The following is an 18503-nucleotide window of genomic DNA, read 5'->3' as shown; positions in this document are numbered from 1 at the left end:
ACCGCCTTCATACAACCATAGTAGCTAAGCTTGCTACTTTTGGCCAACGTTCTGCAGCTTCTCTTGCTATAGGTCCTCTAATCTCAGTACCTTTTGGCGTACCATCAGGATTTACTATAACTACGGCATTATCTTCAAAAGCTACCCACGTGCCATCTGGCCTTCTAAAAGGCATTCTTTGCCTTATTATAACTGCACGGAATTTCTGTTTTCTTACTTCAGGAGTGCCTTTCTTTACAGATACTACTACTAAATCCGCAATATTAGCAAAAGGCACTCTTCTTAAAACTCCTCTATATCCAAATACTCCTATTATCATGGCTTCTTTTGCTCCACTATTATCAGCTACAACTACCCTAGAATAGTGCTGTAAACCAGGAGTTAATGCTTTTCTTGAACCCAAAACTTGTAATTTTTCTGACATTAACTACTCACCTTCCCCAATACTACAAATGATACAGATTTAGCTATTGGTCTACATTCCCCAATTATAACATTATCTCCTTCTTTTACATCTAAGCATGGAGGAATATGAACTCTTATTCTGCTTCTTCTTCTTTCATATCTCTTATATTTACTATTATAGTACAAGTAAACTCTTTCAAAAACTCCAGTTTTATTTGCTCTAAATTTGATTAATTTTCCTTCAAATATCATACCTCTTACTCTAAGATTTCCATGAAATGGACAATTCTTGTCATTACATACTTTTTCTGGAGCTTTTACCCCTACTATTCCAACATTTTTAGCTTGACTCATTTTGTCCACCTTTTCTTTAACCTTTTAACAATATTACCCATTAACTTATAACCATGCATAATCTGATGACTTCCTTTAAAATCTATCTCAAATATACCATCTGCTTTGTACACCATTAAGACCTTACCTTTAGAAGACTTAATATATAAAAACTTAGACGACTCAAAAACAATAACTCCAGAAAGCCCTATAAAAAATGGATTAGAATGCGATAAAACCTTAACTTTCAAACCTATAAGATCAAGTGGTCTTTTCATTCTTTTTACTTCTCTTTTTCTCTGAAATTATAGTCAAGATCCTTGCTATATCTTTTCTCACATTCCTTATCGCAGACGTGTTCTTTAGCGTACCCATTCTACTTTCAGCTCTATATTTTAGTAACTCAGCATTATACTCTTCCAATTTCTTGTACAAATCTTTTATGTCCATCTTTCTTAGCTCTTCAGGATCCAGCGGCATTCTGTGCACCTCCAGTATTTTCATCTATAATCTTAACGTTTGTTACAGTGACCTCACCTGCAGAAGGAGCTGGAGTTTCCTTAAAGGAAATCTTATCCACGGGCCTTAAAGGCTTTGCAATAATTATTTCTACACCGTAGATTCCTGGTTTTAATGTAGCTATTGCTACTGCTCTGTCTATCATGGTCTCTAGACTATTTCCAGTCTTATATACAGTACCTTCTTTTAATTTCTCATATTTAGCTCTCTCAGAAGTAATCTTGCCACTTACTACTACTTCTGCACCTAATGCTCCAGCATTCATTATTCTCCTGATAGTTATAAAAGCCGCTCTCCTAAAATGATATCCTTTCTCTAAAGCTACAGCAAGCCTAAAAGCCATTACTCTGGCATTTAGCTCTGGATTATCAACATTGGTTACCGTTATCTGCGGATTCTCTAAATTGAAGAACTTTTCGAAAACTTGAGCTAATTGTTTTATAGTCTTTCCACCTTTGCCTATTATCATTGCAGGCCTACCTGCATATATAATAATTCTAGTTCCCATAGGAGTTTTTATTATGTCAACGCCCGCATATTCAGCATTATAGAATTGTTTAGCCAAATATTCATCTAGCATTACTTTAGTCATCGATTTTTGCAGAAAGTATTGTTTTATATTTACCATTCATACCTCACCTACTATAACTTCAATATGTGATGTTCTTCTATATTTTGCTGTAGCTCTTCCAAACGCTCTCGGCATAAATCTCTTTAAAGTAAACGACTTATGAGCAGCTATATGAATGATCTTTAGGTTATCTGGATCTAATCCTTTTGCCACAGCGTTAGCTTCTGCATTGTCTAAGGCTTTTAATACGTATTTTATGGCCTTAACTGGATATCTTCCGTTTTTAATACCCCACCTTGATGAAATATTGGACTTGTGAGAAGAGCCATGCGAATATCTCCAAAATGGCAAAGCTTCTTGATGTTTTAACACTCTATCCAAGAAATCTCTGGCCTCCTTAACTTTCATACCTCTTATTGCCTTACATACGTTATATAGATCTCTAATAGATACTGGTGCATCTTTAACTACAGCCTTACCTAACTTTGTCTCATCTATAGATAATTGAGGGTATGTCCAACTAGCCATAATCATCCCTTCATAGCTAAGAATAGGCTTGATCTCGTAGCCTTCAGGCCAGGTTCACCGTGCTCTACTTTCTTTGTAGTTATAGCAAATTCTCCTAAATAATGCCCTATCATCTCTGGAACTACTTGGAACTCAACGAATTCCTTACCATTATATACACCAAATTTTAAGCCAACCATCTCTGGAAGGATGACCAAATCTCTTACATGAGTCTTTATTGTTTTAGTTAATTTTCCTTCTCTCCTCATTTTCCTAATTTTCTCAAGTAATCTTCTCTGTTGGGGAGTAAACCCTCTAGTAAGAGATCTTCTTTGCCTGGAAGGCAAAAGTTTAACAAATTCATCCATGGGCATGTTTATTAGTTCATCTAAACTCTTACCTCTATACTTAAACTTTTGCCATTCAGCCGGAAATTCTGACATTGCCATTATAATCACCCTATATAAACATTGGTATTAAAATTCACTTCCTCTCTTTCCTCCCAGTTCTTCTTGCAGCTATATGCCCAACTTTTCTTCCAGGCGGCGCATTTCTTGAAACGGTACTAGGTCTGCTTACGCTAGTGTGAAGACCACCTCCATGTGGATGATCTACAGCGTTCATAGCTACTCCCTTAACTATTGGCCACTTGGTAGCTTTTACTTTATACTTCCAGTAAACGTTTCCTGCTTTTAACATAGGTTTATCATATACTCCTCCACCAGCGACCATGCCTACCGTGGCTCTAGCATTACTTAATACTTCCTTTATTTTTCCTGATGGTAGCCTAATAAGAACCCTATCTCCACTTTTACCTATTACTGTAGCATAAGATCCAGCAGCTCTAGCATATCTTCCTCCATCTCCATAATGCTCTTCTACGTTACATATTATTGCTCCTTCTGGCAAATTACCTACTTCTACAATATTTCCAGTCGCAGGATTCACATTACTGCCTATTTCTATTTTCTGCCCTACTGTCATCCCTTGTACTGCTTGCATATAGAAGACATCTCCAGTATCTAATTTTACCTTAGCTACAGGGGCTAGCATTCCAGGGTTATGCAGAATATCAATTACTTTACCTACGTGATTACCTTCTATTTTTGGATACCTAACTTTACCTACTCTTAGCCATCCTGGATTCCTAAAGTTTATATTACCTCTTCCAGCTCTTTGTTGAAGTAAACTTTTACCCAATTTGTTTCACCTCATAATAATCCTAATTTCTGTGCCACGTCTGATGCTTTATATTCTGGACTTAATTTAACATATGCTTTCTTATCACCGGTTGGTGTGATTAATGTATTAACTTTAACTACTTTTACATTTAGTGCTTTTTCTATTTCCTTCTTTATTTCTGATTTTGTTGCGTTTCTATCGACTATAATAACTATAGTGTTCTCAGAATCGATTAGCTTTGTTGCTTTTTCAGTAGCTAAAACTTCTTTTATTTTCATTTAAGTTCACCTCCAAATCTTTCATTTAAAACTTGTATAGCACCTTCTGTAAATATTGTAAGTCTACCCGGATGTCCTCCTGGAGCTAAATGTATAACACTAAGTTCTTTAGCAGTTATTACATCGAAACCTTGTATGTTTCTTATGGCTTTAATAACTGGAGATTTTTCGTCCTTTATTACAAATAGTAGACCTTTAGGTATTTTATATCTCCTACCTCTCATCTTACCCTTACCTGCTCTAATCTTTTTAGTTTTGCATCTTTCCAACTCATCTTCTAATCCTAATTTTTCAATAAATTCTATTATATCCTTAGATTTAGATAACTTCTCCAGGTCATCAGTAACTATGATAGGCAAAGAAAGTCCATCTGGTAATCTATGACCTCTTCTTTTAACTAGATCTTTAATAGCTGTAGCTGAGATGGCACTAATTATAGCAAGTCTCATCTCCTTTTTATTAATCTCTTCAACTATCTTCTCCATAGGAGAAGGCGGAAAAGCTAGTCTGCCCCCTACAGTGTTGGGAGCTAAAGCTGCTTCTCCACTTCCTCTTATTCTAGGTACTCTTGCTAGTCCTAAATTAATTCCAAAGCTTCTTGCAGTAGTTCTTTTACCTGCCATAGGATCTCTTCCTTTAGGTTGCAAAGACTTAGTAAATGAAGACCTAAAGGCCCTATTAATTAGGTCTTTCCTTACGGGATAGCTAAAAATTAACGGTAAGTCTATTTCCTTTAATTTCTTACCTTCTAAATCAATTACGTCTGCTTTTTTCTGTTGAAGTTGTATATACATTCAACTCACCCTTGTTTACTACTTAAATCTATATACGTAATCTTGGGAGCTTCTGCAGGAACTTCATAAGGTCTTATAGGGTATCTTAAGAATAATGGTCTTTTTCTTACCCCTATAGTAGAACCTTGAATCAGTATATAAGGATTCTTTACTAATCCATATTTTACGAATCCTCCTGCAGGATTAATTTCTTGTGGATTAGTGGATATTTTTAATATTCTTTTATTATATTCTGTCCTCCTATGAAAACCTAATTGACCAGGTTGCGGAACATAGCTAGGAGTACCCAAAGAGGGCCCTTTAGTACCTACTTTTCTACTACCTTTTCTATGTTTATGCCATCTAGGTAATTCCATAACGCTATATCTCTTTATAACTCCTTGGAATCCTTTTCCTTTTGTAACTCCTATTATGTCAACTAGTTGTCCCTCCTTAAATATGTCAGTAACATTAACTGGCTTACCTAAAATATTAAGCAAATAATTCAATTGCGCAGAAGTATCTCCTCCACCTACTTGTATCTCCACAATCTCTGGTTTCTTCTTTCCAAGTGCAGGAACTAGCTTAGGTTGCGTTGAAATTATTGCCCTTAGATATAAGATATTATTAAGGTTAGACTTTATCTTATCTAAGAATCCATTTAATTTGTCCTTATTTACTTTTAAAGACTTTATCTTCCTAGTTATCTCTTGAGGTAATTCTGGAGTCCAATAATCTGTAAGTACTTCTGGCTCTCCTTTACTTCCTAGTATATATGCTCTTAAAGCAATAGGAATTATTGGAGGTGCCTCTATAACGGTGACCGGGGTAAATACCTCTTTTCCATACTCTGAAGATCCCTTAATATCATTAATATAATAAACATGAGTCATGCCTACCTTATATCCTACAAAACCAAGGAGTATGGGATTAGAAGAGCTTATCCTAGGCCAAGACCTAGGAGTAGGAAGTAATTCCTCGGCTCTTTTCCTAGGTCTAAATCCAGATGAACCTCTTCTTGGCGACGCTAATTTTCGGTGACCCAATCCTCTTCCCCTTCTTATTTCATGCACTACTATTAAGTTATAAAAGTAACTATTCCAAGATTGCATTAAGTAAGCTTAATGAGGAAATTATAGCCTCCTCTGCCCTAACATCTGAAACACCTTGTTTTATTATAAAATTATAAGACTTTTCCAAAAATTTTTCTCCCAATTTTTTTAATAGCATCCCTTCAGGTGGGCCTATAAGTAGTGTTAGACCTTTTTCTTCATACATGGAAATTATTTCTTCCTTATATTTTAATGGATTTTTTCCATTTCTACTGCCTATTATGAGATTATTCTTTTCAAGTATTTTCTCAAACCTTATTTTATGAATTTCAAATCCGTCATAGTATATCATTGGATATTGAATAAATGAACCTTTTACCGAATCTGTAAACATAATAGATCTATACGTGGTTCTAATTTTTTGATGCAAACCGAAATCTTGATTCTTACCTAGTCGTATTTCACCTTCCACTGGAAATCTATGCACAAGATGAGAAGGTAAATTCATTGGAGGTAATAAACCAGCTTTTCTTAAGTTGGGACTTATTGGGATATATTTTTTTAGATAAGGTGGAGTTAATGCATATTTGGAAATTTCTCTTAATAAGTCATATTCTTTATCTGAGGAGCATATAACATATACATTTGTTATCCTGTATTCTATAAAAAATCTAAATAGCAATGAAGCTTTAAGAGTTTTTTCTGTAAGAGTTCTTTCTATTGAAAATATTGATGAAAAAAATGCTATATTGAGCTCTTTTCTTCTCTTAAATGGAAACATTTAGTCTGCCTTACTTATGCCTATAATGTATTGCTCTCCTTCAATATCCCAGGTTTCTGTAAGCTCCTGTTTTTTATCGGAAATTTCTATGTTTTTAGCTCTAGTTTCTGATGCAATGTAATTCTCCCATTTCTCTATCATTTGTACTCTATCACTAGGTGGCATTATAGAAACGTTGATATAATCTGTGACATTTAGATTAAGCTTCTTTCTCATAAATTGTATTCTCCTTATTATATCTCTGATCATTCCTTCTTCTTCCTCTTCTTCGCTTATAGTCTTAGATATCATAATTACACCAAGATCGAACTTAGAGCTTACATAGCCTTCTAAACTAGTCTCCTCAATATTAACGTAATTCTTGTCTAGCTTAACGTTAACTCCGTCTATAACTACTTCATGATATCCCTTATCTATAATATCCTTACCTATAACGTTAGCATTATTATTAATATATTGTACTATTTTGGGCGTAAGTTGCTTATAATCCTTACCTATTTTACCAGGTAATGGGGATACTATAATTTGTGAGAATTTAGCATAATCTACAATATTGTGTAACTCTACTTCTTTTGTATTAAGTACAGATTTGAGTATATCTATAACACTATTAACCAGCTTAATGTCATCTTCATTATTCAGGAATACAAATGTTTTATTTACAGGCCACCTAAGTTTTATTCCAGCTTTTGCTCTAACGTTTAAACCCGCGTCTTCTATTTTTCTAACAAGATCAACTGCTTTTTCTAACTGATCGTCTATAAACCTTTCTTGAATTTCAGGAAAGTCTTCCATACTAACAGACTCTTTAGGATTCACCACAAAATCTCTATAGATCTTTTCTGCAGTATAAGGAATAACTGTAGAAGCTAATATAATCCAGCCTTTTAATACGGTATAGAGAACATAATACATTGCAATCTTATCTGGATCATTATACTCTACCCACGCTCTTTTTCTAATTAGCCTTAAATAGAATCTGCTAACATCATTTATAATGAAATCAATTAGATAATTAGCCATCTCATGAACTTTATAATTCTTCATACTTTCCTTTATTTTCCTTAGCATGGAATAATATCTCGACAATATCCATTTATCTTCTACTCTAAGGTATTTTTCTACATCGGAGAAACTATACTTTTCTGGCTCGAAATTATCTAAGCTCATGTAAGTACTTGCAAATACGTAAACATTCCACACTATTTGTAGGTCACGCATTGTAAGATCCATTGCCTTCCAAGAGAATTTTGCGTCTTCCCAAGTAGTATTTCTTAATAGCCATAGCCTTAAAATGTCTCTTCCATATTTTTCTATAACTACTGATGGTTCAACGTAATTACCTAGGCTCTTGTGCATTTCCCTACCCTGCTCATCTAGCATAAAGCCGTGTACTAATACAGATTCATAAGGTGCCCTATCCATTAGTATAACTCCACTACGTAATAAGCTAAAGAACCATCCTCTAAGTTGATCATGCCCCTCTAATACAAGGTCTACAGGACCTATTTCCTTCCATTTTTTATCCCAATTTTCTCCTAAGCTAGCAAAAAATGCTACGCCGCTATCAAACCATACATCCGCTACGTCTGGTATTCTGCGTGCTTCTTCACCACACTTAGGACATCTTATTATGACATTATCTATCCACGGTCTATGAAGGTCATCAGGAACTCCATTTACAGATAATTTTTGTAACTCTTCTTTACTACCTACTACAGTTATATGGCCATTTTTACAGATCCAAATTGGTAATGGAGTCCCCCAGAATCTTTGCCTGCTTATTACCCAGTCTCTTAATTCTTTTACCATATTGCCTATTCTTGTTTTACCCCATTCTGGCACCCAGTTAACCCTTTCTATTTCGTTTAGAAGTTCAGTTTTTAACTTAGTCACTTTTATGAACCATTGTTCTACTGCCCTTAATATTAGTGGAGTCTTGCATCTCCAGCAAATAGGATACCTATGAACTATCTTGCCTGCATGGAATAATGCACCGACTTTCTTTAGATCTTCTATTATTTCATTATTAGCATCTCTGACGTATTTACCTGCATATTTACCTGCAATATCTAAAAACTCACCTTTGTCGTTTACGAGCATTACCACTGGGAAGTTCATTTTTTTACCTATTTCAAAATCCACATCACCGTGACCAGGAGCAGAATGAACTAAACCAGTACCTTCCTCTAACGTTACTTCATTTCCGCCGTCTACTACCTTATGATATTCATCTAAGTCTTTCTGAGCCGGAACAATGTCTTTTAATGGATGAATATACTTTAAGCCAATTAACTGAGAACCTTTATACGTCCTTAAAATTTTATAATCTTTTATTCCTGCCTCTTTCATTACACTCTCTACACGATCCTTTGCTATGATGTAAATTTCGTTACCTACTTGAACTTCTGCATAATCGAACTGAGAGTTTACCATCACAAACACGTTAGCAGGAATAGTCCATGGAGTTGTAGTCCAAATGACTAGATATTTATTATCTTCTCCAGCAACTTTAAATTTCACATATATTGCAGGATCTTCTATATCTTTATATTCTGAAACTTCGTAGTCTGATAACGTAGTCTCGCATCTAGAACACCAATGCAAAACTTCAACGTCTTTTGCTAGAAGTCCTCTCTCGTAAGCCTTTTTTATTAAGGCCCACGAATTGCTAATATATTCATTTTTAAGCGTATAATATGGATTATTCCAATCCATAAAAACTCCAACATTTTTGAAATTTTCAGTCATTGATTTCGCATTAGTTAAAGCAAAATTTCTGCACTCTTGGATAAATTTATCTACACCTATTTTATCTATAATATCCTGTTTTCTTACAACACCTAGTTTTTTCTCAACTGCCACCTCTATAGGTAAGCCATGGGTATCATAACCTGGCTGGTCATAAACCTTGTAACCTTCTATTCTCTTAAAGCGTAGAATGCAATCCTTTATCACTTTGTTCCATATCGTGCCTATATGCGGTACTGGCGCAGAAGGATATGGAGGACCGTCTATAAATAGGAATTTTTTTGACCTAGTCTCTTGATTTATTTTCTTTAACTTTTCATATATTGTATTAGAATTCCAATATTGTATAATCTCATTCTCAATGGACTTTGAATCGAATTTAGTAGACAACGCTTTCATTGAGGATAATTCGTACCACCAAATGAAAAATAAAATTTTGGTTAAAAAGCATTACGTGAGTTTACGCTATTTTAGAGTATATAGCATCAATAAAATCAGTTAGTTTAGCCGACCCTCCTATATCTGGTGTTAGAGTTTTCCCTTCTTTGTAGACTTCATATATTGCGTTTTGTAATGCGTTAGACGCATTCTTGTATTTTATTTCCTTAGATAATGAATATATGTAGTCTAACATCATAGAAACTGAAAGTAAAAATGCTGTAGGGTTAGCTATATTTTTACCGGCAATATCAAACGCTGCACCATGAACTGGCTCAAATAAGGCTTTAGAATCTCCTATATTTGCTGAAGGAGCAAGACCAAGACTTCCAGCTATTTGCGCTGCTTCATCACTTAAAATATCCCCATAAACATTAGTGGTTACTATAACATCAAATCTCGATGGGTCTCTTACTAGATTAGCAGCTGCCGCATCTACATACATTTCCTCAAATTTAACCTCGCTTCCTTTTAATATTTCTTTACATACTCTCGAAAAAAGTCCATCTGTAATACGCATTACGTTTGCCTTATGAACGCATGTTATCTTCTTATTTCTCTCTAGCGCGTATTTTAGTGCTACTTTTACTATCCTTTCTGAAGCTTTTTTAGTTATTACTTTTATGCCTATTGAAGTGTCATCTGAGAGCATGAATTCAAATCCCTTATATAAATCCTCTGTATTTTCACGTACAATTAATATATCAACATTACCGTATTTATTTGGAACGTTAGGTAAAGATTTAGCAGGCCTTATATTAGCATACATGTCGTACATCTGCCTTAATTTTACAACTACATCCATTGCAGACTCTCCTACTGGACCTTTTAATATAATATGTGATTTATTTATTATATCTAAAGTCTGTTTAGGTAAAGGATCGCCATATTTTGCTAGTGCAGAGTCTCCAGCTTCTACTTCCGTAATTTGTAGGTTTAACGCATAATTTTCTACAAGTTTGGATAAAATTTTCTTAGAATTTGCAACAATTTCTGGTCCTATTCCATCTCCAGGAAGTAAAGCAATCCTATACTCCATACATAGAGAAACATTATTCAAGTTTATAACCTTTTGATCTTATCAAATCTTCAATTTCCCTAATTATATCTAATAAATTTGGCTGAGTCCGTTTAATTACTTTAATCTCATAAGAAATTACTTTTAACATTGATTCCAGTTCCTCTCTAGAAAAGATATCTAATCTAGTAATATTAACAAGTAAATCTATAAATAAACAATTACCCCTATTAAACGCACTAATTTTCTGTTTAGAATACTTCATATCAAATGGATCTAAAGATAAAATTACATACTCTGTATGATCTTCTATTATTTTACAATTAGAAAATATGACATTGTCGGAAACTACTGGTAAGCCATGAATTAAATTATATTTGACTGACTTATTAAACAGTGCAAGATAAAAAATTTTAGGATTGTCAATTACCACGTTAATTGAGCAGTACGGATAAACAAGTATATTCTGGTATGTTGTTGTGCATTTATACAATTTTACTTTAAGTTGATTTTCATTAACTATAACTCCTATTGGCGAAATATTGTCCCTTATGCCTTTAGTACCTAATATAACTTCATATATTCCATTTGATGGAAAGATATTCTTTATAGCCTCCTGTAACTCCATAGAGATTATGATAGTGGAGAGAGTAAAAGAATTATCAAGCTTTGGCGAAATATTTGCAGGAGATAAAATAGAGGGAAAAATAGTAAATAAGATCAGAAAATTCTTTAATAAATGCGATGAAACTAAAGTTATACCAATACCGGTCCTAAATTATTCGGAGTCACATGAAATTTTTGGAAAAAATAAGATAGAAAATTCTGAATATTTGCCATATTCTCCAAGTGCAGATATTGAGGGAAAATTAACTTACTCGCTTGACGAATGTAAAGACTCCATATTAGGAGTAAAAATAGAAAATTTATTTGATATACCTAGATATTACATAAAAGCAGAAGAGCGCGATTGTGAGGCTATAGTATTTTTCACAGATAAAAGAAGAAAATTTGTCATAAAATCGGATCCTCTTCTAAACATCTTTCCTACTTCTCCCCCTAAAATACCTGGAATAATTATACCTGAAAGTGAAAAAAATAAAATTGAAGATAAACTAAGTATAAAGGCTAGCGTAACTATAAAAGAAAGTACCGGATACATTATAGAATGTATAAAAAATTCAAAAAATGATAAAAAAGTTTATATTACTACACACCACGACCACTGGTTTAAAGGAGAGCATGATAACTTATTGAGTGTTAGTTTATTACCAGAATTAAAATCGGAAAAATACGAACTACATCTTATAAGCTTTACTGCAGAAGAAGCAGGAGCTTTAGGTTATCAATCATTTTCATGGAGTTATGGGTCGAGAAAATACTTTGAACTACAAAAGAAGGGATTAAACAAGGACATAATACTTAATATTAATCTTGATAACATAGATCCATGCAATTTAAAAATTAAAGCCGTGTCATCAATATCCTCAGTTTTTGAAAAATACTTTAATAATAGTATTGTATATGAACCAGAAATCTACAGTGATGGATATACATTTATAAAAAATGGTATACCTAGTGTAACGCTTGAAGGATATTATAAAGAATATCATTCAATAGATGACGAAATTATCCCTTCAGAAGAAGTATGTATATCCAGTATAATATTATCTATAAATAAAATACTAAATGATGAAAACATTGAACAGATAAGATATGATATGTTAAAAAGCGAACTTATGCAATTTATGAGCATTACTCAAGCTCCTATGAGAACATATTTATTAAATATTCTAGATAATTTGAATAATAAGGAAATATACGAAAATTTACTCAAATTATATGGGGGCATTCTTCCGAGAGATGGCCTAGCAATTGTTAAATTGTTTCATAAATTAGTTGGAATAAAATATGAGAAACCTGTATATATTGAAGGAAAACCTGCATTAAAAATATCTTCAAATGATAAGCTCTATTTACATTCAATAGCCAAAGAATTTGAAGACGAATATATGAATAGACTTTATGAAATTTCAAAGAAATTCCTCTAATTCCCTTAAGCTGCGTATGACATAATCTGCGTAAAGTTCAGCAAATTTAACCTTACTTTCTCTGTCAATTAATATTGACTTAAGTCCGGCCTTTTTTGCGGCTAGGCAATCTTTTACTGGGTCGTCTCCTATCATGGTACAATTTTCAACTTTCTCGTTTAATTGTTCACAAATGTATACAAATGGTTGAATATTGGGTTTAGGCTTAACTCCGTTAGTACCAGCTATTACTATCTTATCAAAAAATGACGAAATATCAACTTTATTTATTCTCTGTAACTTATTTCCACCTTCTCCATCATCGTTAGTTAGAATTCCTAGTTTATATCCTTTTGATTTTAAATATTCTATAATCTCTCTTGCATCGTCATAAACAGGATTATTAGATGCTATGGACCAATATAACGAAGTCCAATCGTATAACTGATCTTTTTCTACTTTCAAATTAAGTTCTTTTAATGCTTCCTCCCACCATTTATTTCTATCATATACTCCTTCGCTGTCCAATTTTTCTGAAATAGAAATTAAAATAGAGAGGATTTTCTCGTATCCTGGAGAAAAAGATATGTCATTAAAATAATCAGACATATCCTTAGCGACAGCCTCTAATGCTTTCCTAGAATAATAATTAAATTCTACTAATGTATTATCAAAATCAAAAATAACTGCTCTGGTTCCGTAAAAAATATTATATTCTTGCATAAAGTTCACGATAAGAAATCTTCTGGCTTTGGTATTTGCTTTGGTAGTCCTTTTCTTTCTCTTATTTTCATTATTACATCCATTAGTAAGCTGTCTGGTACTGGAGCCCATCTACTAAATTCTGTACCCCAGAATGCTCTACCTCCAGTTGCTCCTCTTAAATCACTAGCTAATTCGTAAGAATCTGCTACTGGAATCTCTGCAAGTATTCTTGCCACATTACCTACTTGTGTCATATTAAGAATCTTTCCTCTCTTCCTTGTAAGTACTGCGGTTACATTGCCTACCAAATCTATTGGAACTCTTATGTCTAACTTTTGTAATGGTTCTAACAATGTTGGTCTAGACGTTAAGAAGCCTGCAAATATGGCGTTCCTAACTGCTGGATATATTTGTGCAGGGCCTCTGTGTGCTGGATCTTCATGGACAACAGCATCGTGTAATACTACCTTTAATCCTCTTATAGGTTCGTGAGCTAAAGGACCTTCTCTCATTGCTAATCTAAATCCTTGTAATAGCGTATCCATTATTTCCCTTAAGTGCTGAATACCGCTGGTCATATCTACAAATAAGTTAACGTTCTCATCTACAGCAATAATTCTTTTGGCCTCATCATAATCCCAATCTGCTTGATCTCTTAAGATCTTAGCCATTTCTTTAGAGTCCATATCTTCTCTAATTGTACCATTAGCAATCAATTCTATTGTTTGTTCATTTAATGGTTCTACGCTAATGTAGAATTTATTATGCTTATTAGGAGATTTTCCTTCAAATACTTGGCTTTTAGCTCTTATGCTTTCTCTATAAACTACAATTGGTGGTGATGTGTTAACTTCTATACCATAATTATCTTTAAGCAACTGAAGTGAAACTTCCAAGTGTAAGAATCCCATTCCAGATAGTAGATATTCTCCTGTTTCTTCGTTAATTTTTACAACTAAATTAGGGTCTTCAATAGTTAATTTTCTCAAAGCATCGATCATCTTAGTTAAATCTTTAGGATTCTTAGGCTCTACAGCTATAGTAACTACTGGTTCTGAAACATAATGTAAACTTTCAAAGCTACCTTGTAAATTCTTGTAATTAATATCAACTAAAGTTTCTCCTGCCCTCGCTTTATCTAAACCCAGTACTGCTGCTATATTACCTGCAGGTATTTCATCCGCTAATTCCCTTAATTGACCCATATAAATGCTAACTTGCAATATCTTCTGAGGTGATTTTGCGTTAACCAACCATACTTCTTCTCCAGATCTAAGAGTTCCAGAGAATACTCTACCCGTAGCTACTAGTCCAGCATGTGGATCTACTTTCATATCGTTTATCATCATTACTATAGGTCCATTAGGATCTGCATTTAACATTGATTTTACTAAATCATTATCCATATCTCCTTTCCATATTTTTGGAATTCTATATTTCTGCGCATCTCTAGGATTAGGGACAAACTTAATTACTGCATCTAATAGTGCCTCATGAATTGGAACTTGGGAGGCTAATTCATTAATCTTGTTCTTATCAGAAGATGTATAAGCATCTATTACGTTTTTCATGTTTATTCCTTTCTTTTGAGCAATGGGTAAAGTAAATCCCCATTTATCCTTTGCAGAACCAAATACTACAGTACCTTGGGTGGGATTAACCATCCATTTATCCTTGAATTCTGGTTCAGCGTACATGTCTATTAGATCGTTTACGCTTTTTATTATATCAAGTAGTTTCTGCATCATCTCTTGAGGTCCTAGTTTCAATTCCTTTACTAGCCTGTCTATCTTATTGATAAATAAGATTGGTCTTACTCTCTCTTCTAAGCTTTGTCTTAGGACAGTTTCTGTCTGAGTCATTACTCCTTCTACTGCATCAACTACAACTATAGACCCGTCTAAGACTCTTAAACTTCTAGTAACTCTACCGCTAAAATCTACATGACCTGGAGTATCAATTAAGTTAATTACATATCCTTTACCATCAACCTCGTGATACAAGCTTACGTTAGCTGCCTTTACAGTTATACCTCTTTGTTGCTCGACTGATAAATAATCCAGAGCTAGAGCTTCTCCTGCTACTTTAGGAGAAATTATACCTGCAGCTGCTAATAGCGTATCGCTTGTCGTAGTCTTTCCGTGATCTACGTGAGCTATGATTCCTATATTTCTAACTCTTTCAATATCTTTCATTAGGCTTAAGACTTGTTCTGTAGTCTTATATTTCGCCAATACTAATCACCAATATACGACTAGTACTAAGTTTAAGAAGTATTAAAATGTGTCTGCATGTTTCTTATATAAAATCCATTAATGATTTCTTGTTATTAGAATTTGAAGACTGAGGAGAGTAAGGTGTTATTAGAATTTTATATAATTCTTCAGCTCTTTTTCTACTTCCTAAAACTTTTTCTAAATCAGAAATTGATGCGTTGCATATATTTCTTATTGTAGAAAATTTCTCTAGTAATTTTTTGGCGTTTACTTCACCAATATTAGGAAATGATTCAACAACATACAATTGAATATCCTTAATGCTTTCAAATTTAGGCTTATCATGAAGGTTAATTATTCTCTTTTTACCTCCATGCTCTTGAAACTTTTCAGCCAGTTTTACTAAAACTTCTGCAGTATCTCTTTTATCAGATGAATATACTACCTTTACATCATAATCCACTATAATAGAGATTAATGCAGAATTTATTGCCTTCCATTTTTCAGTAATCTCTCTAATTCTATTTAGATTTCCCTCTATAAGTAAGAAAGACGTCTCATAAGCAGAAGTTAATCTATTAATTTGATCAAAAAATCTTTTATCAAAAACAGAATTTACCAAATCAGAAACACTTTTCCTTTCTACTGCTACACCATCTGCCAATACATAATCCGCTACATCCAATTGCTCTATTATTACTGATATGCCCATATCCTTAAGAATTTCAGGAATTCCACTATTTTTTTCTCTGTTATCAACGTATATTCTTAACATTATGTGAGAATGATAGAGTTATAAAAAATTTAAGCTTTTGGAGGATTAGACGAACCCTTAAGCTGTGGATAATATCTTTGTAACAAATCGTTAACATTCTTTTGTAAATCTTCAAATTGTTTCCTTAATAATGATTCCTGCTTCAAATACGTTCTACTTCTTAATTCAAGTATTTCCTTTCTATCGTTTAATTCTTGTTCAATGGAAGCCTTATCTTTCCTAACTAATATATTACCTACTATCTTATAAACAGGAGTATCAGCACTTAACTTTGATAATTCCTCTAGTATCTTGTTTATTTCTCTTAGTTCGCTATCAATTACGCTTCTCTCATATGTTAAATTGTCTAATTGCTTTTGTAATTGTTGAAGTTTTATTAACTGAGTCTGTACTTCAGGGGGAATTTTTTCTGCCACTTTTATCCACCTCTTCTAATGTTCTTAGAATTGTATAGAGCCAAAATATATAAGAGTTCATTATTGCTCTGCCCCTACTTATTGTTTCTGCCTTAATTCTAATAGTTAAAGGGTCATCTATTTTAACGTATTTTTCATCAATTTTCTCTAAAAGTATTGCTTTACGAGCTATTTCTCTTATATCCTCAGGTATTTCATTTATAGAGATAGTTATTGAAATCATATGCTCTAATAATAGGGCCTACAAGTTTTTCAAATTTATTGACAAATTTTATTTCGCATACTTCATCCTTTTTTATTATATCTATAAAGTTGCCACACGACGAAATATTAAATAAATTTAGATCGATCAAGAATGGAATAAACTCCTTACATTCAATGTTCCTAATACAAATCTTATCAATTTTTTTCCTTTCAATTTTAAAATCTGATAGCGTAGAAACTCCCTTTATTTTTATTTCATATCTTATTTTATTCTGAATAGCATCATAAAGTAGTATTCTATGTGGATTTCCTTTATCAGAGTCCACATATAGAATAAATCTACAATTTAATTTTCTACAATAGAATAAAATATCCTCGATTGAACTTCTTCCTCTATTGCGTTTTATAGAATAAGGAATAACGCACTCTAGATCATTTAAAAAATTCCTTAATCTAGAAGATGCATCCCTACTAGAAGTTATAAGTACATTAATACGGTGTGTAAGCAAGACCAGCCCATTTTGCTTTACATTTCTTACAATACCAAATTCCACTAGCTAATCTAGTTACTGTACCAACAGTTTTACACACTGGGCATTGATAATCTTGATATCTCTTTTCCATAACTTCCTTCCATCTTTTCCTTAGAGTTGATCCGTATCTAGCACCAAATCTCCCTGCTATACCTACAACCTTATACTTTGCCATTTTAATTCACCTATTGTATGTTTATTTGCTTTTTAAGTTCTTCTAATAATTTTTGACTAACTGACCTAGCTAAAGTTTCTACATTATCTATCTCTGTTAAGGTAAACGTACCTATACCAGTTTTCTGTATACCAACAATTCTACCTTCTGGCGTATACGATAATGAAATCTTAGCGTCCATTATTCCTTCTTCATCTAAATCTGGATCAACTACTAAATGCTTACCTATTTTAGCTACTGATACAGTGACTACTGGGAAATTCATTGGAAGTTTCTCTCCTTTCTCTTCTTTGATAATTTTTATTTCGTCGCCTTCCTTTACAACTTTAGGCAATCTAGTATCATAAAGTGCAGATACTGCAGCTAACGTGCATGCATCTAATATATTTCCTCCATAGTCTAAGACATAAATATCGACCCATACTGTCCATATCTTTTTACCGGGTTCTATTACTAGCTTAGATAAGTCTATTGACTTAGAGTCTCTAAGGCTTCTATCAACAACTCTAGATAATTCTATTGCGTTCTCATCTGGAGGACCTGGCTCAAAGGTTTCATAAGCCAATGGTAACAATTCAACATTAACAACCAAATTACCTTGATTCGGGGTGTCTTCAAAGGGTTCTTCTGGTTCAACTTTAACTCCTGCCAAAACTGTAGTATCACCAAGTTTAACTAATGCAGAACCATCAGCTTTTTTTGCATAACCTAATGTTATGCTTAATGGTCTGTACTCGTTAAATTTCCTACCATCTGCTCTAATTCCTCTATCTAAGCTTGCCAGTATACTTTCTCTTTTAATCAACGGGACTATGTTCTCGTTTGATGGGGTTATTGACAT

Annotated in this window: 24 protein-coding genes; 1 reads left to right on the top strand and 23 read right to left on the bottom strand. The window is 33.4% G+C overall.

Annotation, left to right across the window (positions count from 1 at the left end):
* Window positions 1–7 precede the first annotated feature (7 nt).
* The 15 genes from D1866_RS12140 to D1866_RS12070 all read right to left on the bottom strand — a co-directional run bounded on the left by D1866_RS12140 (window position 8) and on the right by D1866_RS12070 (window position 11236).
* A complete protein-coding gene (locus D1866_RS12140) occupies window positions 8–424 on the bottom strand; it encodes a 50S ribosomal protein L14 (RefSeq protein WP_013775656.1) in 417 nt (138 codons plus the stop codon).
* On the bottom strand, window positions 424–759 hold the full coding sequence (locus D1866_RS12135; RefSeq protein ID WP_152940188.1) for a 30S ribosomal protein S17: 336 nt from the start codon (window positions 757–759) through the stop codon (window positions 424–426). Before D1866_RS12135 ends, D1866_RS12140 begins: the two co-directional genes overlap by 1 nt.
* On the bottom strand, window positions 756–1016 hold the full coding sequence (locus D1866_RS12130; RefSeq protein WP_152940186.1) for a ribonuclease P protein subunit: 261 nt from the start codon (window positions 1014–1016) through the stop codon (window positions 756–758). The genes D1866_RS12135 and D1866_RS12130 overlap by 4 nt, the downstream gene beginning before the upstream one ends.
* A complete protein-coding gene (rpmC, locus tag D1866_RS12125) occupies window positions 1000–1218 on the bottom strand; it encodes a 50S ribosomal protein L29 (RefSeq protein ID WP_152940184.1) in 219 nt (72 codons plus the stop codon). The genes D1866_RS12130 and rpmC overlap by 17 nt, the downstream gene beginning before the upstream one ends.
* Window positions 1202–1885, bottom strand: a complete 684-nt coding sequence (locus D1866_RS12120; protein ID WP_013775652.1) for a 30S ribosomal protein S3 — start codon at window positions 1883–1885, stop codon at window positions 1202–1204. The genes rpmC and D1866_RS12120 overlap by 17 nt, the downstream gene beginning before the upstream one ends.
* The gene (locus D1866_RS12115) at window positions 1886–2356 is read right to left on the bottom strand and encodes a 50S ribosomal protein L22 (protein WP_152940182.1); all 471 of its coding nucleotides are present in this window, start codon (window positions 2354–2356) and stop codon (window positions 1886–1888) included.
* A gap of 2 nt (window positions 2357–2358) precedes the next feature.
* Window positions 2359–2778: a 30S ribosomal protein S19 gene (locus D1866_RS12110; RefSeq protein ID WP_048054896.1), complete on the bottom strand. Its 420-nt coding sequence runs from the start codon at window positions 2776–2778 to the stop codon at window positions 2359–2361.
* A gap of 40 nt (window positions 2779–2818) precedes the next feature.
* Window positions 2819–3535 (bottom strand): 50S ribosomal protein L2, encoded by a 717-nt coding sequence (locus D1866_RS12105; RefSeq protein WP_013775649.1) that lies wholly within the window; start codon window positions 3533–3535, stop codon window positions 2819–2821.
* 11 nt (window positions 3536–3546) lie between these two features.
* Window positions 3547–3795, bottom strand: a complete 249-nt coding sequence (locus tag D1866_RS12100; protein WP_152940180.1) for a 50S ribosomal protein L23 — start codon at window positions 3793–3795, stop codon at window positions 3547–3549.
* On the bottom strand, window positions 3792–4589 hold the full coding sequence (rpl4p, locus tag D1866_RS12095) for a 50S ribosomal protein L4 (RefSeq protein ID WP_152940178.1): 798 nt from the start codon (window positions 4587–4589) through the stop codon (window positions 3792–3794). The genes D1866_RS12100 and rpl4p overlap by 4 nt, the downstream gene beginning before the upstream one ends.
* Before the next feature lie 5 nt (window positions 4590–4594).
* A complete protein-coding gene (locus tag D1866_RS12090; protein WP_152940174.1) occupies window positions 4595–5614 on the bottom strand; it encodes a 50S ribosomal protein L3 in 1020 nt (339 codons plus the stop codon).
* 49 nt (window positions 5615–5663) lie between these two features.
* Window positions 5664–6401 carry a putative RNA uridine N3 methyltransferase gene (locus tag D1866_RS12085; protein ID WP_152940172.1) on the bottom strand — a complete coding sequence of 246 codons (738 nt, stop codon included), beginning with the start codon at window positions 6399–6401 and terminating at the stop codon, window positions 5664–5666.
* Window positions 6402–9542: an isoleucine--tRNA ligase gene (ileS, locus tag D1866_RS12080; RefSeq protein ID WP_196773541.1), complete on the bottom strand. Its 3141-nt coding sequence runs from the start codon at window positions 9540–9542 to the stop codon at window positions 6402–6404.
* A 70-nt stretch (window positions 9543–9612) separates the two neighbouring features.
* Window positions 9613–10629 carry an isocitrate/isopropylmalate dehydrogenase family protein gene (locus tag D1866_RS12075; protein WP_152940169.1) on the bottom strand — a complete coding sequence of 339 codons (1017 nt, stop codon included), beginning with the start codon at window positions 10627–10629 and terminating at the stop codon, window positions 9613–9615.
* A gap of 13 nt (window positions 10630–10642) precedes the next feature.
* Window positions 10643–11236 carry a DUF447 domain-containing protein gene (locus tag D1866_RS12070; protein ID WP_152940167.1) on the bottom strand — a complete coding sequence of 198 codons (594 nt, stop codon included), beginning with the start codon at window positions 11234–11236 and terminating at the stop codon, window positions 10643–10645.
* Between the two features lie 7 nt (window positions 11237–11243).
* Here D1866_RS12070 and D1866_RS12065 point away from each other — a divergent pair, with 7 nt between their 5' ends.
* Window positions 11244–12659, top strand: coding sequence for a M28 family peptidase (locus D1866_RS12065; RefSeq protein ID WP_170254117.1), 1416 nt, complete (start codon window positions 11244–11246; stop codon window positions 12657–12659).
* Here D1866_RS12065 and D1866_RS12060 read toward each other — a convergent pair.
* The 8 genes from D1866_RS12060 to rrp42 form a co-directional block, all read right to left on the bottom strand.
* Window positions 12642–13361: an HAD family hydrolase gene (locus D1866_RS12060; protein WP_152940163.1), complete on the bottom strand. Its 720-nt coding sequence runs from the start codon at window positions 13359–13361 to the stop codon at window positions 12642–12644. The genes D1866_RS12065 and D1866_RS12060 overlap by 18 nt on opposite strands.
* A gap of 5 nt (window positions 13362–13366) precedes the next feature.
* Complete coding sequence (locus D1866_RS12055) at window positions 13367–15577, bottom strand: elongation factor EF-2 (protein WP_152940161.1); 2211 nt, start codon at window positions 15575–15577, stop codon at window positions 13367–13369.
* A gap of 64 nt (window positions 15578–15641) precedes the next feature.
* Window positions 15642–16337, bottom strand: a complete 696-nt coding sequence (gene xpf, locus D1866_RS12050) for a 3'-flap repair endonuclease Xpf (RefSeq protein WP_155861181.1) — start codon at window positions 16335–16337, stop codon at window positions 15642–15644.
* Between the two features lie 26 nt (window positions 16338–16363).
* A complete protein-coding gene (locus D1866_RS12045; protein ID WP_013775637.1) occupies window positions 16364–16750 on the bottom strand; it encodes a prefoldin subunit beta in 387 nt (128 codons plus the stop codon).
* Window positions 16728–16973: a KEOPS complex subunit Pcc1 gene (locus D1866_RS12040; protein WP_013775636.1), complete on the bottom strand. Its 246-nt coding sequence runs from the start codon at window positions 16971–16973 to the stop codon at window positions 16728–16730. The genes D1866_RS12045 and D1866_RS12040 overlap by 23 nt, the downstream gene beginning before the upstream one ends.
* Window positions 16945–17280, bottom strand: coding sequence for a hypothetical protein (locus tag D1866_RS12035; RefSeq protein WP_152940157.1), 336 nt, complete (start codon window positions 17278–17280; stop codon window positions 16945–16947). Before D1866_RS12035 ends, D1866_RS12040 begins: the two co-directional genes overlap by 29 nt.
* A gap of 163 nt (window positions 17281–17443) precedes the next feature.
* Window positions 17444–17662: a 50S ribosomal protein L37ae gene (locus D1866_RS12030; protein ID WP_013775635.1), complete on the bottom strand. Its 219-nt coding sequence runs from the start codon at window positions 17660–17662 to the stop codon at window positions 17444–17446.
* A 10-nt stretch (window positions 17663–17672) separates the two neighbouring features.
* Entirely contained in the window at window positions 17673–18503 is an 831-nt protein-coding gene (gene rrp42, locus D1866_RS12025; protein ID WP_152940155.1) for an exosome complex protein Rrp42, read from the bottom strand.

Origin of the sequence: Acidianus ambivalens (assembly GCF_009729015.1) — an archaeon.
GTDB lineage: Archaea > Thermoproteota > Thermoprotei_A > Sulfolobales > Sulfolobaceae > Acidianus > Acidianus ambivalens.
The sequence above is the reverse complement of the archived record's forward strand: the minus strand, read 5'-3'. Positions and strand labels throughout refer to the sequence as shown.

Coding starts and splice junctions, on each gene's coding strand:
- D1866_RS12140 (WP_013775656.1), bottom strand. CDS start 424: ATGTCAGAAAAATTACAAGTTTTGGGTTCAAGAAAAGCATTAACTCCT.
- D1866_RS12135 (WP_152940188.1), bottom strand. CDS start 759: ATGAGTCAAGCTAAAAATGTTGGAATAGTAGGGGTAAAAGCTCCAGAA.
- D1866_RS12130 (WP_152940186.1), bottom strand. CDS start 1,016: ATGAAAAGACCACTTGATCTTATAGGTTTGAAAGTTAAGGTTTTATCG.
- rpmC (WP_152940184.1), bottom strand. CDS start 1,218: ATGCCGCTGGATCCTGAAGAGCTAAGAAAGATGGACATAAAAGATTTG.
- D1866_RS12120 (WP_013775652.1), bottom strand. CDS start 1,885: ATGGTAAATATAAAACAATACTTTCTGCAAAAATCGATGACTAAAGTA.
- D1866_RS12115 (WP_152940182.1), bottom strand. CDS start 2,356: ATGGCTAGTTGGACATACCCTCAATTATCTATAGATGAGACAAAGTTA.
- D1866_RS12110 (WP_048054896.1), bottom strand. CDS start 2,778: ATGTCAGAATTTCCGGCTGAATGGCAAAAGTTTAAGTATAGAGGTAAG.
- D1866_RS12100 (WP_152940180.1), bottom strand. CDS start 3,795: ATGAAAATAAAAGAAGTTTTAGCTACTGAAAAAGCAACAAAGCTAATC.
- rpl4p (WP_152940178.1), bottom strand. CDS start 4,589: ATGTATATACAACTTCAACAGAAAAAAGCAGACGTAATTGATTTAGAA.
- D1866_RS12085 (WP_152940172.1), bottom strand. CDS start 6,401: ATGTTTCCATTTAAGAGAAGAAAAGAGCTCAATATAGCATTTTTTTCA.
- D1866_RS12075 (WP_152940169.1), bottom strand. CDS start 10,629: ATGGAGTATAGGATTGCTTTACTTCCTGGAGATGGAATAGGACCAGAA.
- D1866_RS12070 (WP_152940167.1), bottom strand. CDS start 11,236: ATGGAGTTACAGGAGGCTATAAAGAATATCTTTCCATCAAATGGAATA.
- D1866_RS12065 (WP_170254117.1), top strand. CDS start 11,244: ATGATAGTGGAGAGAGTAAAAGAATTATCAAGCTTTGGCGAAATATTT.
- D1866_RS12060 (WP_152940163.1), bottom strand. CDS start 13,361: ATGCAAGAATATAATATTTTTTACGGAACCAGAGCAGTTATTTTTGAT.
- D1866_RS12040 (WP_013775636.1), bottom strand. CDS start 16,973: ATGATTTCAATAACTATCTCTATAAATGAAATACCTGAGGATATAAGA.
- D1866_RS12030 (WP_013775635.1), bottom strand. CDS start 17,662: ATGGCAAAGTATAAGGTTGTAGGTATAGCAGGGAGATTTGGTGCTAGA.
- rrp42 (WP_152940155.1), bottom strand. CDS start 18,503: ATGTCAATAACCCCATCAAACGAGAACATAGTCCCGTTGATTAAAAGA.